Annotated in this window: 13 protein-coding genes; 7 read left to right on the forward strand and 6 right to left on the reverse strand. The window is 68.1% G+C overall.

The features are described from left to right. Window positions 1-31: 31 nt before the first annotated feature. Complete coding sequence (locus tag MU582_16535; protein ID UPK74027.1) at window positions 32-745, forward strand: hypothetical protein; 714 nt, start codon at window positions 32-34, stop codon at window positions 743-745. Between the two features lie 523 nt (window positions 746-1,268). On the opposite strand, the gene MU582_16540 is transcribed toward MU582_16535, so the two are convergent. Next, window positions 1,269-2,987: a PucR family transcriptional regulator ligand-binding domain-containing protein gene (locus MU582_16540; GenBank protein ID UPK74028.1), complete on the reverse strand. Its 1,719-nt coding sequence runs from the start codon at window positions 2,985-2,987 to the stop codon at window positions 1,269-1,271. A gap of 57 nt (window positions 2,988-3,044) precedes the next feature. Between MU582_16540 and MU582_16545 the strand changes: the two genes are divergently transcribed. From MU582_16545 to MU582_16555, 3 genes are read left to right on the forward strand one after another with little or no spacing between them, the layout of a single operon-like run. Beyond that, window positions 3,045-3,857: a DUF2877 domain-containing protein gene (locus MU582_16545; protein ID UPK74029.1), complete on the forward strand. Its 813-nt coding sequence runs from the start codon at window positions 3,045-3,047 to the stop codon at window positions 3,855-3,857. Continuing rightward, window positions 3,854-5,335 (forward strand): FdrA family protein, encoded by a 1,482-nt coding sequence (locus tag MU582_16550; protein ID UPK74030.1) that lies wholly within the window; start codon window positions 3,854-3,856, stop codon window positions 5,333-5,335. The genes MU582_16545 and MU582_16550 overlap by 4 nt, the downstream gene beginning before the upstream one ends. Next, complete coding sequence (locus tag MU582_16555) at window positions 5,332-6,711, forward strand: DUF1116 domain-containing protein (protein ID UPK74031.1); 1,380 nt, start codon at window positions 5,332-5,334, stop codon at window positions 6,709-6,711. Before MU582_16550 ends, MU582_16555 begins: the two co-directional genes overlap by 4 nt. A 19-nt stretch (window positions 6,712-6,730) precedes the next feature. Here MU582_16555 and MU582_16560 read toward each other — a convergent pair whose 3' ends face one another. From MU582_16560 to moeZ, 4 genes are all read right to left on the reverse strand, one after another. Further along, window positions 6,731-7,804, reverse strand: coding sequence for a homoserine O-acetyltransferase (locus MU582_16560; protein UPK74032.1), 1,074 nt, complete (start codon window positions 7,802-7,804; stop codon window positions 6,731-6,733). Continuing rightward, on the reverse strand, window positions 7,801-9,084 hold the full coding sequence (locus MU582_16565) for an O-acetylhomoserine aminocarboxypropyltransferase/cysteine synthase (GenBank protein ID UPK74033.1): 1,284 nt from the start codon (window positions 9,082-9,084) through the stop codon (window positions 7,801-7,803). The genes MU582_16560 and MU582_16565 overlap by 4 nt, the downstream gene beginning before the upstream one ends. A gap of 282 nt (window positions 9,085-9,366) precedes the next feature. Continuing rightward, window positions 9,367-9,684, reverse strand: coding sequence for an MGMT family protein (locus MU582_16570; GenBank protein UPK74034.1), 318 nt, complete (start codon window positions 9,682-9,684; stop codon window positions 9,367-9,369). Between the two features lie 7 nt (window positions 9,685-9,691). Next, a complete protein-coding gene (gene moeZ / locus MU582_16575; protein ID UPK74035.1) occupies window positions 9,692-10,864 on the reverse strand; it encodes an adenylyltransferase/sulfurtransferase MoeZ in 1,173 nt (390 codons plus the stop codon). A gap of 240 nt (window positions 10,865-11,104) precedes the next feature. Between moeZ and MU582_16580 the strand changes: the two genes are divergently transcribed. Beyond that, window positions 11,105-11,740: a TetR/AcrR family transcriptional regulator gene (locus tag MU582_16580; GenBank protein ID UPK74036.1), complete on the forward strand. Its 636-nt coding sequence runs from the start codon at window positions 11,105-11,107 to the stop codon at window positions 11,738-11,740. A 44-nt stretch (window positions 11,741-11,784) separates the two neighbouring features. Then, on the forward strand, window positions 11,785-12,006 hold the full coding sequence (locus tag MU582_16585; protein UPK74037.1) for a DUF3107 domain-containing protein: 222 nt from the start codon (window positions 11,785-11,787) through the stop codon (window positions 12,004-12,006). A gap of 11 nt (window positions 12,007-12,017) precedes the next feature. Here MU582_16585 and MU582_16590 read toward each other — a convergent pair whose 3' ends face one another. Then, the gene (locus tag MU582_16590; protein ID UPK74038.1) at window positions 12,018-12,740 is read right to left on the reverse strand and encodes a ferritin-like domain-containing protein; all 723 of its coding nucleotides are present in this window, start codon (window positions 12,738-12,740) and stop codon (window positions 12,018-12,020) included. A gap of 64 nt (window positions 12,741-12,804) precedes the next feature. On the opposite strand from MU582_16590, the gene MU582_16595 reads away from it, so the two are divergent. Further along, the gene (locus MU582_16595) at window positions 12,805-14,295 is read left to right on the forward strand and encodes a DEAD/DEAH box helicase (GenBank protein UPK74039.1); all 1,491 of its coding nucleotides are present in this window, start codon (window positions 12,805-12,807) and stop codon (window positions 14,293-14,295) included. Window positions 14,296-14,330: the final 35 nt, after the last annotated feature.

Raw genomic sequence — 14,330 nt, forward strand, 5'->3', positions numbered from 1 at the left:
CAGAAGACAGCTCCGGAGGTTCGGGGAGACCGTGAAGACCAAGTTCGCAACCTTTGCTGCACCGACCACGGCAACGCTCGCTCTCATCGGCGCCTTCCTCGCCGTTCCGGGCGGCGCCTCGGGTGCCCCGACGGGCAAGGCGCCGTGCGCCGGTGTCAAGAACTGCCATCGCGTGGTGACGATCGACGTCGACGGCGACCGCCGCGCCGACCGGGTCAGCTGGCGCCAGATCAGCGATAAGCAGGTACAGATCCGCGTACGCACGGCCAAGGGCCGCTTCCTTCAGCGCAAGGTGAACGTCCGCAACTGGTGGAAGGGCGGCAAGTGGGGCGGCGCCGCATGGATCGACGGGCGTCCGGGCGCAGAACTGCTCATCGGCTCGCAGATGGGTGCGCACACGCCGTTCTACACAATGCTCACCGTCCGCAAGGGTCGCCTCGTCGTCGAGAAATGTCCCGCGTTCGGCCCGTACGGTTCGATCCGCTGGGGCGTCGACTCGTCGCTGATGTCCTATGCCGGATGGCGTCGCAACGTCAGCCCGAACGGCGTGATCACGATGACGCAACGCATCGCCACGCGTAACGGCGACGGAGTCGCATTCAAGGGCTACAACGTCCGGTACGCCTGGTCTCACGGCCGCTGGACGAAGATCAAGCGCATCCCGCGCTGGTACAAGAACACCCGCCAGGCACGTAAGGTCGGCGGCTGGCACGTCTGGCATCTGAAGCGTTTCCCGGGGATCTGAGCCCTACCCGCTTCGTGCGGTACGACTTGCCTGCCCAACTCGGGTTCGCTGTCGGCTTTTGCGCCTCCGTTCGGCGACATCCCGCCTGCCCGGTTCCGGCTCGCTGCCGGCTCTCCCGCTTACTTCGGCCGGGGAAAGACGCGGCGACGCGGGAGCCGCAACTACGGGGTTCGGTTCGCCGCCGGCTCTCCCGATCCAGTCGGCTTTGCGGCGTCGGTCGATGGTCGTTCACCAAGTAAACATGGTGAAACTCCACTTGGCATGGCAGGTACGCCGTGCAAAGTGACAGGTTGCCATGCTCGTTGGTACGCCCGTGGCCATCGCTACGAAGGTGACACCAAGGACCGAACGTTACCCCGATCCCATACCAAGGTGATGGGAAAGCCGCCAAGAAACCCGGCCGAAGCGGCGGCTCCGCGCGTCGCCGCGTCTTTTCAGGACCGAAGGAGCGGGAAAGCCGGCGTCGGACCGGAATCGGCAGGCGGGTAGTCGAACGGAGATCACCAAAGCCGCGGATCCGAGCTCAGCCGCGTACCTCGAGCACCTGCAGCGCAACGGCGATGTTCAGCCGCAGATGCGGATCGGTGCTGAACGGCCCGAGGATGCGTTCGAGCTTGCTGATCCGGTAGCGCATCGTGTTGTAGTGGAAGAATTGCAGCCGGGCGGCCTCGGCGACGTTGAGATTGGTGTCCAGCAGGATCTGCAGGGTCGTACGAAGGTCGCGCGCGTCGTCGGTGTCGGCGGCGAGTTCGCCGAGCACCTCTCCGGCAAAGGCCCCCAGCTCATGGTCGTCGGGGATGAGCGCGATGAGCCGGTGGATGCCGAGCTGGTCGAAATGCGTCGTCGAGCCGCCGCCGTTCATCCGGCGCCCCACCTCGGTGGCCCGTCGTGCCTGCGCGTATCCGTCCTGGAGCCGGTCGATCGAGCGGACCACCCGGCTCACGCCGACCGAGAACGGTCGTCGCCCGCCGCCCTTGTCCCCGGCCACCTCGGTGACCAGGCGACTCAGTGCCGAGCGGGCGTCGGCGTACGCCCGCTCGGGATCGTCGGCGTACTCCGGCACCGGCAGCAACGTGACCACCTCGGCCGAGAACTCGACGGTCGGCACCGTCTTGTCGTACGTCTCGGTGACCTGGCGCCATGCCGCGAAGAAGCGTTCCTGCCATGACCGACGCACCCTGCTCGACACGGGCTCGTCCGCACCGGGCGGGTCCAGCTCGGCGGAGACGACGAGCATCGGTCGGTCGAGCTTCCAGCCGAGCGCGGCGGCGTGCTCGACGACGTACTCGGGATCGCCCGCGCGACCGACGAAGACGTCGCGCAGGAAGTCGCCGCGGTACTTACTCTCGACCGCAGTCACGGCTTGCTGCCGCGTGATCAGGAGAGCAGCGACGGTCGCGGCACGCTCGAGCGCGTACACGTCGTCCGCGGTCGGTTCGCGGTCAGGGGTGAAACACACCATCCGGGCGAGGTCGCTGCCGCCCGCGACGACGGGTTGGAGTCGTACCTGTCCGTCGCCGACCGGGAGCGGACGCCGGCTCGCGCGTTCGACCCGGAACCGGCCGGTCGGATCGAACAGGTCGGCAGCCGCCAACGCCTCGCGCATCTCGTCGGGCATCGCCGCCGCCCGCTCGCGCCCATCGGTCGAGCAGAACAGCACGCCGACGGCGAGGACGCGCGCTACCTCGGCGGCGATCTGCTCGAGATCGCCGCCTTCGAGGACGAGATGGGTCAGGGCCGTGTGCAGCGCGTCGATCCGCTCGAGCACACCGGTCTGCACTTCGTTCAGCCGAGCGTGGACCTGCTGGAGAAGATCGTCGTAGGCGAGATCTGCCGGCAGGCTCAACAGCGGCAACCCGACCTCCTCGGCAGCTGCGACGGCCTCCGGCGGCACTGCGTCGAGGTAGCGGCCGAGCTTCACGCCGAGCGCAGCGACGTCACGCGCTCGCAGATCGCGGACGAGGCGTACGAAAGCCTCCGAACGCGCCTGCTCGTCGGGCACGGACGAAACGATCGAGAACGCCGTCGTCACCAACAGCTCATGGGGTTTGACCCAATCGACGACATCGGGAACCTCCATCACGTTGACCCGGGTGACGGACCGACCGAGCCCCGAGCTGCCCGCGAGAACCGTCGTACCCGCAAGGCATTCAACGTCGAGCACGTCGCTGAGCGGCACCCCGTACGTCGCGGTTATCAACTGTTGCACCTCCAGCCCTACCGTATTGGCAAGACTCACCATCGGCAGACAGTACCCGACGCGATTAGTGTCCTGAGCCACAGGCTCTGGAGGCACATCGTGACGCGAACCGAGGTCGCAGCCGCGGCACCCACATGGGTACGCGAGCGATTGGAGGGCCAGCGACGCGAGGTCACCGTCGCACATGCCGGCGCGGATGCGATCTATGTCGACGACGCCGGCCGCTGTCTCGGCCTGCTGAGCAGATCGGCAGTCTCGGTGCCGTGTGGCCTGCAGACGACCATGCGCGAGCTGCCGATCGTCCCTGACCGGGCATACCTCGGCGACGGCCGGATGGAGCTCAACGGCACGACGGTCCGCGTCGGTCGCCTCGTCGACGCCACCGTGCCCCGGCTCAACATCTGCTCCACGACCGCTCAGGCGTTGGCGACCGCATCGGCCGGACGCCTCGACCCCGTACGCGCCGAGCTTCCCGCGTCTGCGCTACGGGAGCTGCGTGACGCCGAGCCTTCCTGTGTTCCGACGCTGCTCGGCCGCGGCAGCGGTCTCACGCCGGTCGGCGACGACGTCCTCTGCGGCTGGGTCGCCACCCAGCACAGCATCTCCGCTCCGTCGGTGCCGATGCTCCGCGCCATCGAGGCGAACGCCGCGGCCTCGACGACCATGCTGTCCGCGACCCTGCTGTCGCGCGCCTGCGCGGGCGACGTCATCCCGGAGTTCCGCCGGCTGCTGCTCGCGCTGCGTTCACCGACGTCGTCGACCGCGGCGATCTGCGAGGCCGCCGACGCCCTGCTCGCCGTTGGCCACACGTCCGGCGCCGGTCTGCTCCTCGGCTGTTCGCTGGCCCTCGGCGACGATCCCCGACCCGATGTACCCGCACCCTCGTATTCCCACGACAGGAGAGGTCGATGACCAGTCCCCCATCCGATGACTCAGTGCATGTGGAGATCCGCCCGGGAGCGTACGCCGACTCCGTCACCTTGCTGCAGGTGAGCAAGGACGTCGCGGCGACGCCGGGCGTCTCCGCCGCACAGGTCGCGATGGCGACGCCGCTCAACCTCGACCTGCTCTCGACGATGGGCTTCCAGATCGGCGAGACGACGCCGAACGACATGGTCGTCGCACTGCGGGTCGAGTCGCCCGACGCGGTCGACTCCGCGGTCGCCGCAGTCGACGCTGCGCTCGCGGCAGCCTCTCGCGGGCGTTCCGACAGCTCCTCCGATGCCGAGATCGCGCCGCGTACGACCGCATCGGCTCTCGGCCGTTCCGATGCCTCGCTCGCGCTGGTCTCCGTACCCGGCGCATCCGCGACGATCGAGGCGATGGACGCCCTCGACACCGGACGCGACGTGATGGTCTTCAGCGACAACGTTCCGGTCGCCGAGGAGGTGGCGCTGAAGAAGATCGCAGCCGAGCGCGGCCTGCTCGTGATGGGTCCGGACTGCGGTACGGCGATGGTCGACGGCATCGGCCTCGGGTTCGCGAACGCCGTCTCCCCCGGCCCGGTCGGCATCGTCGCCGCATCGGGCACCGGATGCCAGCAGCTGATGTGCCTGCTCGACGCGGCCGGCGTGGGTGTCGCCGCCGCGCTCGGCGTCGGCGGCCGTGACCTCGGTTCCGAGGTGGGTGGCCTCGCGACGCGCCAGGCACTGCGCCGCCTCGACGCCGATCCGTCGGTCGAGCTGATCGTGATCGTTTCCAAGCCGCCGGCTGACGAGGTGGCGGCATCCGTGCGGGAGTTCGCAGGAACGCTCGACACGCCCGTGCAGTTCGCCCTGCTCGGCGCGGGTCAGCCGGATCTGACGAGCGCCGCCGAGTCCGTCCTCGCGGCACTCGAGCGCCCGGTGCCCGCATGGCCGCACTGGGGCACCTCCGAGCCGGGCCGCGCAACCGGCTACCTGCGCGGCCTGTTCGTCGGGGGCACGATGTGCGACGAGGCAATGCTGCTCGCCGCCGAGACGCTCGGGCCGATCCGCAGCAACATCCCGCTCGATCCCGCGTACGCGCTCGACGCGTCGATGACCGCGGACGCACATCTGATGATCGACTTCGGCGACGACTCGCTGACCGCCGGACGAGCCCATCCGATGATCGACCCGACACTGCGCCTGGAGTACCTCGCCCGTACTGCAGACGATCCGCAGACGGGTGTCATCCTGCTCGACGTCGTACTCGGCCACGGCGCAGAATCCGACCCGGCGGCCGCGCTGGCTCCCGCCATCGGCGGCATTGACGGCGTACCCGTCGTGGTCGCGTGCGTCGGCACCGAAGCCGACCCGCAGGTCCTCAGTCGGCAGACGCAGGCGCTCGCCGAGGCCGGTGCCGAAGTCTTCACGTCCAACGCCCAGGCGGTACGCCGGGCAGTCGCACTCACCGGAGGCGCTCGATGACCGAGACCATCACCGCGGCAGGCGCAGGCCTGTTCGCCGACGCCCTCGACGCACAGGCGGTCGAGGTGACCCGAGTCGACTGGCAGCCGCCGATGGCCGGCACCGAGGCCGATCTCGCGACCGTCGCCACCGACCCTCGGCGCCGCGACGCCAACGCCAAGGCCGTACGCGCGATGCTCGACGTACAAGCCATGCTCGTCGACGTTGCACCGGCCTCGGAGGTACTCGGCCTCGAACGTGGCGAGTTCCTGCACGCCGGCCCTCCGCTGGACTGGGATCGCGCGTCGGGACCGATGCGCGGTGCCCTGATGGGTGCCGCCGCGCTCGAGGGTCTCGTCGACGACCCCGAGGACGCCGCACCGTTGTTCGCCTCGGGCAAGACGGTCTCGCTGTCGCCTTGTCACCACCGCTCCGCCGTCGGACCGATGGCCGGGGTCGTCTCACCGTCGATGTGGATGTTCGTACTCGAGGATCCCAACACCGGCCGGCGTACGTACTGCTCGCTGAACGAGGGCCTCGGCAAGGTGCTGCGCTACGGCGCGTACTCGTCCGAGGTGCTCGACCGGCTGCGTTGGATGTCGGCGGTGCTCGGTCCGCTGCTCGCATCCGCCGTACGCGCGGGCGATCCCGTCGACGTCACCGGCATCCTCACCCAGATGCTGCAGATGGGCGACGAGGCGCACAACCGTAACCGCGCCGGCACCCTGATGCTGATGCGCGATCTGGCGCCGGCGATGGTCGAGTCGAACTCCTCGTCGGATGAGATCGCCCAGGCTCTGCGGTTCATCGGCGGCAACGACCACTTCTTCCTCAACCTCGCGATGCCGGCGTGCAAGCTCGCGCTCGACGCCGCGCGCGGTATCGACGGTTCGACGATGGTGGTCGCGATGGCCCGTAACGGCACCGACTTCGGTATCCAGACCGCCGGCACGGGCGACGAGTGGTTCACCGGTCCGGCGCAGGTCGCAGACGGGCTCTATCTCGGCGACTACGGTCCAGACGATGCCAACCCTGACATCGGCGACTCGGCGATCACCGAGACGGCCGGCATCGGCGGGTTCTCGATGGCGACGGCGCCGGCGATCGTGCGATTCGTCGGCGGCAGCGTCCCGGATGCGCTCGCCACCACGCGACGGATGGGCGAGATCACGCTCACCGAGAACCCCCGGTGGACGATCCCCGTGCTCGACTTCCGCGGCGCGCCGACCGGTATCGACGTGACCGGTGTCTGCCGGACGGGGATCCTCCCGCAGATCAACACCGGTATGGCCGGTCGAGTCGCCGGTGTCGGCCAGGTCGGCGCCGGACTCGTCAACCCGCCCGCGGAGATCTTCCCCGCCGCGCTGTCGGCGCTCGCCGCTCGCGTACCTGCCTGATCGGGCGGTCGCCGCCTCCTCAACAGAGGAACGCGGCCACCTCCGACTGGTACCCGGGTAGCTCCATCAGGAACGAGTCGTGGCCCCACGGCGAGCTGATCTCTCGGAACGAGACGGGCACCCCGCCGGCGTCGAGCGCGTCGACGATACGCCGCGACTGCGCCGTGTCGAAGCGCCAGTCGGAGTCGAATGACAGCACCAGGAACCGAGCTGCTCCCGATGCGATCCGCGCCGCTGCGTCCGGGTCGGCGAACGGGTCGAAGTAGTCCATCACCCGGCTCAGGTACAGGTACGTGAGCGCGTCGAAGCGTTTGACGAACGACTCGCCCTGGTAGTCGAGGTAGGACTCGACGGCGAAGTCGATGCCGAAGTCGCGCCGCGGCTCGCCGCCATGCTGGAGCCGGCGGTCGAACTTCTCGGTCAGCGCCTGCTCCGAGAGGTACGTGATGTGTCCGAGCATCCTGGCGACGGACAGCCCGTGCTTGGGGCCGGCACCGTCGGCGTACGCACCGGCTTCGAAGTCCGGGTCGCCCATGATCGCCCGACGCGCAACGGTCGAGAAGGCGATGTTCATCGCCGTCAGCCGACTGCTTGCACCGATCAGTACGGCTCGCTCGATCGCATCGGGAGACTCGATCAACCATTGCAGGATCTGCATGCCGCCGAGAGACCCGCCGACGGCCGCGTGCAGACGGTCGATCCCGAGACGTTCCACGAGCCGCCGATGCACCGCGACGAAGTCCGACATGTCGAGCTGCGGGAAGTCCAGGTCGTACCGCTTGCCGGTGACCGGGTTGACGGACCGCGGCCCGGTGGTCCCCCGGCATCCGCCCAGCAGGTTCGGGCAGATGACGAAGAACCGGTTCGTATCGACCGGCTTACCAGGCCCGACCATCGCCGCCCACCAGTCGGCCGCCTCGGCGTCGCCGGTCAGGGCGTGACAGATGAATACCGCGTTCGACGAGTCCGCGTCGAGCTCGCCGTACGTGCGGTACGCGACCTCGACCTCGGGCAGGACCTCGCCGTTGGCGAGCACCAGCGGATCGTCCTCGGTGTAGAGGACGATCCGCTGGGGTGTGCCTTCTTCGCTCACGCGCTCTTGGAAAGTGCCCGATCGAGATCGGCGATGATGTCGTCGACGTGCTCGATACCGATCGACAGGCGCACCATGTCTTCTGGCACACCCGCGGCCTCGAGCTCCTCCGGAGTGAGCTGGGAGTGCGTCGTCGTCGCGTTGTGGATCGCGAGGGACTTGGTGTCACCGATGTTCGCCAGATGGCTGAAGAGCTCGAGCGACTCGATGAACCGGCTTCCGCCCTCTCGGCCCGACTTCACGCCGAAGCTGACCAGCCCTCCGTACCCTCGCCCGCTGAACGTGCGGTCGGCGACGTCGCGGTACTTGTCGTCCGCGAGACCCGGATACGCCACCCACGACACGGCGTCGTGCGCGGATAGGTACTCCGCGACCTTGAGGGCGTTCTCGCTGTGCCGCTCCATGCGCAGGTGCAGCGTCTCGAGCCCTTGCAGGAACAACCACGAGTTCAACGGTGCTACCGCCGCGCCGGTGTTGCGCAGCAAGACCGTACGCGCTCGGATGATGTACGCCGCCTCACCTGCCGCCTCGGTCCACACCGCTCCGTGGTACGCGCCGTCGGGCTGCGTAAGACCCGGGAACCGCTCCGAGTTGGCGCTCCAGTCGAACTTGCCGGAATCGACGATCACGCCGCCGATCGACGTGCCGTGGCCGCCGATGTACTTCGTGGCCGCGTGCACGACAACGTCTGCGCCGAGGTCGAAAGGTCGGCAGAGGAACGGCGTAGGCGCCGTGTTGTCGACGATCAACGGGAGCCCCTGCCCGTGCGCGGCATCGGCCCAGGCGCGGATGTCGACCACGTTGATCTTCGGGTTACCGAGAGTCTCGGCGAACACCAACCTGGTCTTGTCGTCGACGTGCTCGGCGAGCTCCTCGGGCTTGTCCGGATCCACGAAGCGCACCTCGATGCCGAACTGCGGCAGCGTATGGGCGAACAACGCGTACGTGCCGCCGTACAACGTGGAGAGGGCGACGATGTTGTCGCCGCTGTAGGTGAGGTTCAGCACCGCGTACGTGGTGGCCGAGGAACCGGATGCGGTAGCGAGCGCGCCGACACCGCCTTCGAGCTGGGCGATCCGCTCCTCGAACACCGACGAGGTCGGGTTCATGATGCGGGTGTAGATATTGCCCGGCTCGGAGAGCGAGAACAGGTTCGCCGCGTGCTCGGTGTCGTTGAACACGTACGACGTCGTCTGGTAGATCGGCACAGCGCGGGAGTTCGTTGCCGGATCGGCTTCCTCCTGGCCGGCGCTGACGGCCAGGGTCTCAAGATGCGTCACGATGCGTCCTCTCGCTGGTGTGCGTACGCCGCCAAGCCTACGAAAGGTCGCACCGCTGCACGGCCGCGTTCATCAGGTAAGACGGTGCGGGGAGGAAGAGACCCTGGGGCTCGGATGCCCGGTTTGGGACACCGGGCGGCCCAGCCTGCCGCCGTCCATCGGCAGGCCGGGCCGCGCCCCCGAGAGAGGGTGCCCGAGCGTCGCAAGCGTTGTGAAACTGCGTCGCTGTACCTACCAACGCGCAACCTCTCGATGGGTTACGCATCTGGTCGAAGTGCTTCGTCAGCGTTCGTCGGGAGACCAGAACGCGTGGCGCATATCGACCCGTGGCCTCTCCAACAGGTCGCCCCGCAACGGCGTCTCCTCCTCGAGATAGCACTGCCGTGCCCGGTCGCCGTGCGAGTCGGGCAGCGTCCCGTCCGCGCGTACAACCCGCCACCACGGAACGCCACCCCCGTACATCGCCATCACGGCACCCACCTGGCGAGGGCCGCCGCTGCCGATCAGGTCGGCGATCGCGCCGTACGACATCACCCGCCCGCGCGGGATCTCCTCGACGATCGACAGCACCCGCTCGACGTACTCCTCGGCGGGCGGCATCGGCGACTCAGTACGAAGGCTGCGACGGGTCGATCTGGTTGACCCAGGCCACCACGCCACCGCCCACGTGTACGGCGTCGTCGAATCCGGCGCCCTTGAGCACTGCCAGGCTCTCGGCCGAACGCGCGCCGGACTTGCAGTGGAGCACGACCTGTTTGTCCTGCGGCAGCTGCTCGAGCGCATTGCCGTTCAGGAACTCGCCCTTCGGGATCAGGATCGAGCCGGGGATCTTGTTGATCTCGTACTCGTTGGGCTCGCGTACGTCGACCAGGGTGAAGTCGCGAGTGCCCTCGCTGCGCTCCTTGAGCATGGTGTCGAGCTGGGTCACCGAGATCGTCGAGCCCGCGGCCGCATCGGCGGCCTCGTCGCTGACCGCACCGCAGAACGCCTCGTAGTCGATGAGCTCGGTGACCGGCTCGCCGTTGGGGTCCTTGCGGATGTTCAGCGTGTTGTACGACATCTCGAGTGCGTCATAGACCATCAGCCGACCGATCAGCGGCTCGCCGATGCCGGTGATGAGCTTGATCGCCTCGGTCACCATGATCGACCCGATGGAGGAGCACAGCACACCGAGAACACCGCCCTCGGCGCACGACGGGACCATGCCTGGCGGCGGCGCCTCCGGGTAGAGGTCGCGGTATTGCGGCCCGTGCTTCTCCCAGAACACGCTGACCTGGCCCTCGAAGCGGTAGATCGAGCCCCAGACGTATGGCTTGCCCAGCAGCACAGCCGCGTCGTTGACCAGGTACCGCGTCGCAAAGTTGTCGGTGCCGTCGAGGATGAGGTCGTAGTCGGCGAAGATCTCGAGCGCGTTGTCGTTCTCGAGCCGCTCGGAGTGCAGGACGACGTCGACGTACGGGTTGATCTCGCGCACCGACTCCTTCGCGGACTCACCCTTGTGCTTACCGATATCGCTCTGGCCGTGGATGATCTGACGCTGCAGGTTGGACTCATCGACCTCGTCGAACTCGACGATGCCGAGCGTGCCCACTCCCGCGGCCGCGAGGTAGAGCAGGGCCGGGCTCCCGAGGCCACCGGCACCGATGATCAGCACCTTGGCGTTCTTCAGGCGCTTCTGACCGGTCATGCCCACGTCGGGGATGATCAGATGCCGGCTGTAGCGGCGAACCTCATCGATGGTGAGCTCAGGCGCGGGCTCCACGAGCGGCGGTAGTGCCACGGTGACTCCTCTTGACTTCTGTGGTGCTGAATCGTGAAAGGGCTGCACCCGGACAACACCGAAGGGGGTGGAGGTTGTTCCCGGGCGTCCGCATCCTCGGACGACACCATCGTCGCAGCCGCGGGCCGGACTCGCCCCGGCGTCCAGATGCTGGCACGGCGTGCCGCACCGGCGGCGCACCGAACGGCCCCCGGTAGGATCGCTCGCGGAGTACGAGGGCGACCGTCGAGAGGACCATTCATGAGTGAGCCGTCGACGAGCGACCGACCGCGCGGGGGCAGGCTGCCACGCAGCGCGCGACGCGCTCAGCTGCTCGGGGCGGCCCTCGACGTGTTCGTCGATCGCGGCTACCACGCGGCGTCGATGGACGACATCGCCGACGAGGCCGGCGTGTCCAAGCCCGTTCTCTACCAACACTTCCCGAGCAAGCTGGAGCTGTACCTCGCGCTGCTCGACTCCAGCGTCGACACCATCATCGCCGGCGTCAACGACGCACTCGCCTCGACCGAGGACAACAAGGAGCGCGTCGCCGCGACCTTCGACGTCCTCTACAGCTACGTCTCGAACTCCGAGGCGGCGTTCCGCCTGGTCTTCGAGTCCGATCTGACCAGCGACGCGGGCGTACGCGCCCGTATCGACCGGATGACCTCGGAGACCGCCCGAGCGGTCGCCGGAGTGATTCGCGGCGACACCGGGCTCTCGACCGTCGCATCGGAACTGCTCGCCGTCAGCCTGGTGGGCATGGCCCAGATCGGTGCGCGCTACTGGCTCGACAACGCACGTACGCTGAGCAAGGACGAGGCCGTCGACCTGGCGAGCCGGCTCGGATGGCGCGGCATCAGCGGCATCCCACTGACCGACGATATGAACGCCTGAGCCGTTCACAGACGAACCAAACCACGCAGAGAGGCAGAAACATCGTGGAGGTAAGGATCGGGGTACAGCATGCCCCGCGGGAGATCACCATCGACGCGACGCAGAGTCGCGACGAGGTGCTCGCCACCGTACGCGCGGCCACGAGCGGAGACGAGCTGCTCGAGCTGACCGACGAGCGCGGACGCGCCGTTGCCATTCCGATCGCCCGGATCGCGTACATCGAGTTCGACGCCGAGGATGCCCGCCGGGTCGGTTTCGGCGAGTAACTCGGCTCGGGTCAGCTGGCCAGCCCGAGGCTGGCCATCCGCTTGGCGTGGTTCTCGGTGAGCCGCGCGAACATCCGGCCGATTCCGGCGAGGTCCATACCGGGCCGGTCCGCTCCGCCGACGAGCACGGCAGTCAGCCCGTCGTGCTCGGCGGCGACGACCTGAGCCTGGCTCAACGCCTCGCCCATCAACCGGCGCCCCCACAGCGCGAGCCGGCCGCCGCTGCGCGGGTCGGCCTCGATCGCGGTGCGTACCCGCTCCACGACGAACTCCGACTGACCTGACTCCGCGAGCGCGGTGAGGATCAGCTCGCGCGTACTCGGATCGAGGAAGGCCGCGATCTCGCGGTAGAAGTCGGCCGCGAGCCCGTCGCCGACGTACGCCTTCACCAGGCTCTCCAGCCAGTCCGACGGCGCCGTGTTGCGGTGGAAGCGCTCGAACGACTCCTCGAACGGCTCCATCGCCTCGTACGGATCGGCGCCCAACGACACGAGCCGGTCGCGAAGCGAGACGAAATGCCCGAACTCCACCGTCGCCATCGAGCTCAACTCGGCTTTGTCGTGCATGGTCGGCGCCATCTTGGCGTCTTCGGCCAACCGCTCGAACGCCGTGATCTCGCCGAGCGCGAGCACGCCCAGCAGGTCGACGACCCCGGTGCGGTACGTCGGATCGGCGAATGCCGACATCGGCGACTCTGCGGGGTCGGACGCGGGGCTGTGAGGGTCATCTGCCATGGTCGCAGCGTATCGAGTAGGTGCACCGATACACTGCTACGGACCCATCGTCAATGAAATCGAGATGACCCTGACCACCTTCAAAGACCTAGGCGTACTTCCGGAGATCGCCGACTCGCTCGCCGAGGTAGGTATCACGACTCCATTTCCGATTCAGGAGATGACGCTGTCGATCGCCTTGCTCGGCACCGATCTCATCGGTCAGGCCCGTACCGGCACCGGGAAGACCCTCGCCTTCGGTATCCCCGTCGTCCAGCGCACGGTGGCGCCGCACGACCCCGACTACGACGAGCTCGTAGCACCGGGTCGCGCGCAGGCGCTCGTGATCGCACCGACGCGTGAGCTCGCGATCCAGGTGTCCGGCGATCTGTCGACTGCCAGCAAGAAGCGCGGTCTGCGCATTCTCACGGTCTACGGCGGCGTCGCGTACGAACCCCAGCTCGAGACGCTGCAGACAGGCGTCGACATCGTGATCGGTACGCCCGGTCGCCTCCTCGACCTCGCCAACCGCAAGGCGCTCGACCTCAGCCATGTGAAGTCGCTCGTCCTCGACGAGGCCGACGAGATGCTCGACCTCGGCTTCCTTCCCGATGTCGAGAAGCTGATCGCCGAGACCCCCGAGCTCCGCCAGACCATGCTGTTCTCGGCCACGATGCCGAGTGCGATCGTGTCGCTTGCTCGTACCCACATGCGCCATCCGGTCAACATCCGGGCGGAGTCGTCGAGTGACAGCGCGACCGTCCCGGCGACCGCGCAGTTCGTCTATCGCACCCACGATCTCGACAAGCCCGAGGTCGTCGCGCGGATCCTGCAGGCCGAGGACCGTTCGCGGGTGATCATCTTCACCCGCACCAAACGAGCGGCCCAACGAGTCGCCGACGACCTCGCCGAACGCGGCTTCCCCACGTCGCCGTTGCACGGCGATATGGCGCAGGTGTCGCGGGAGAAGGCGCTCAAGCGGTTCCGTGACGGCACTGTCGAGATCCTCGTCGCCACCGACGTCGCGGCCCGCGGCATCGACGTCGAGAACGTCTCGCACGTGATCAACTACAGCTGCCCAGAAGACGAGAAGGTCTACCTGCACCGCATCGGTCGTACGGGCCGCGCGGGTGCCACGGGTATCGCCGTGACTTTCGTCGACTGGGCAGACGTCGCGCGTTGGAAGACCATCAACAACGCACACGGGCTGCCGTTCGAGGAGCCGGCCGAGATCTACTCGACGTCGGAGCAGCTTTTCCACGACATGGGCATTCCGCCCGGCGCGACCGGGCGCCTCAAACCGCCCGCGGAGTCGTCTCGCCCGTCGTCCGGAGCGAAGTCGTCCGGCGCCAAGTCGTCGGATCGTCCGCGCAAGCGGCGTAACCGTCAGCGCACTCGTACGCGCGGCGGGCAGCCGGTCGAGGCGGCGTCATCGGATCAGCAGACCGACTCCGCGTCGAACTCCGAGCAGGGCGCAGGCGACGCCAGTTCGCGCCCCCGCCGCAGGCGTCGGCGCCGCCGGTCGGGTGCCGACACGACTTCTGGCACGTCGAACGAGACGAACACCGGGAACTAGCCCCGGTCACCCGAGGCCGATCGCACCCCCGGAGA

It is taken from the genome of Nocardioidaceae bacterium SCSIO 66511, assembly GCA_023100825.1.
In the GTDB taxonomy this organism is placed as follows: Bacteria; Actinomycetota; Actinomycetes; order Propionibacteriales; family Nocardioidaceae; genus Solicola.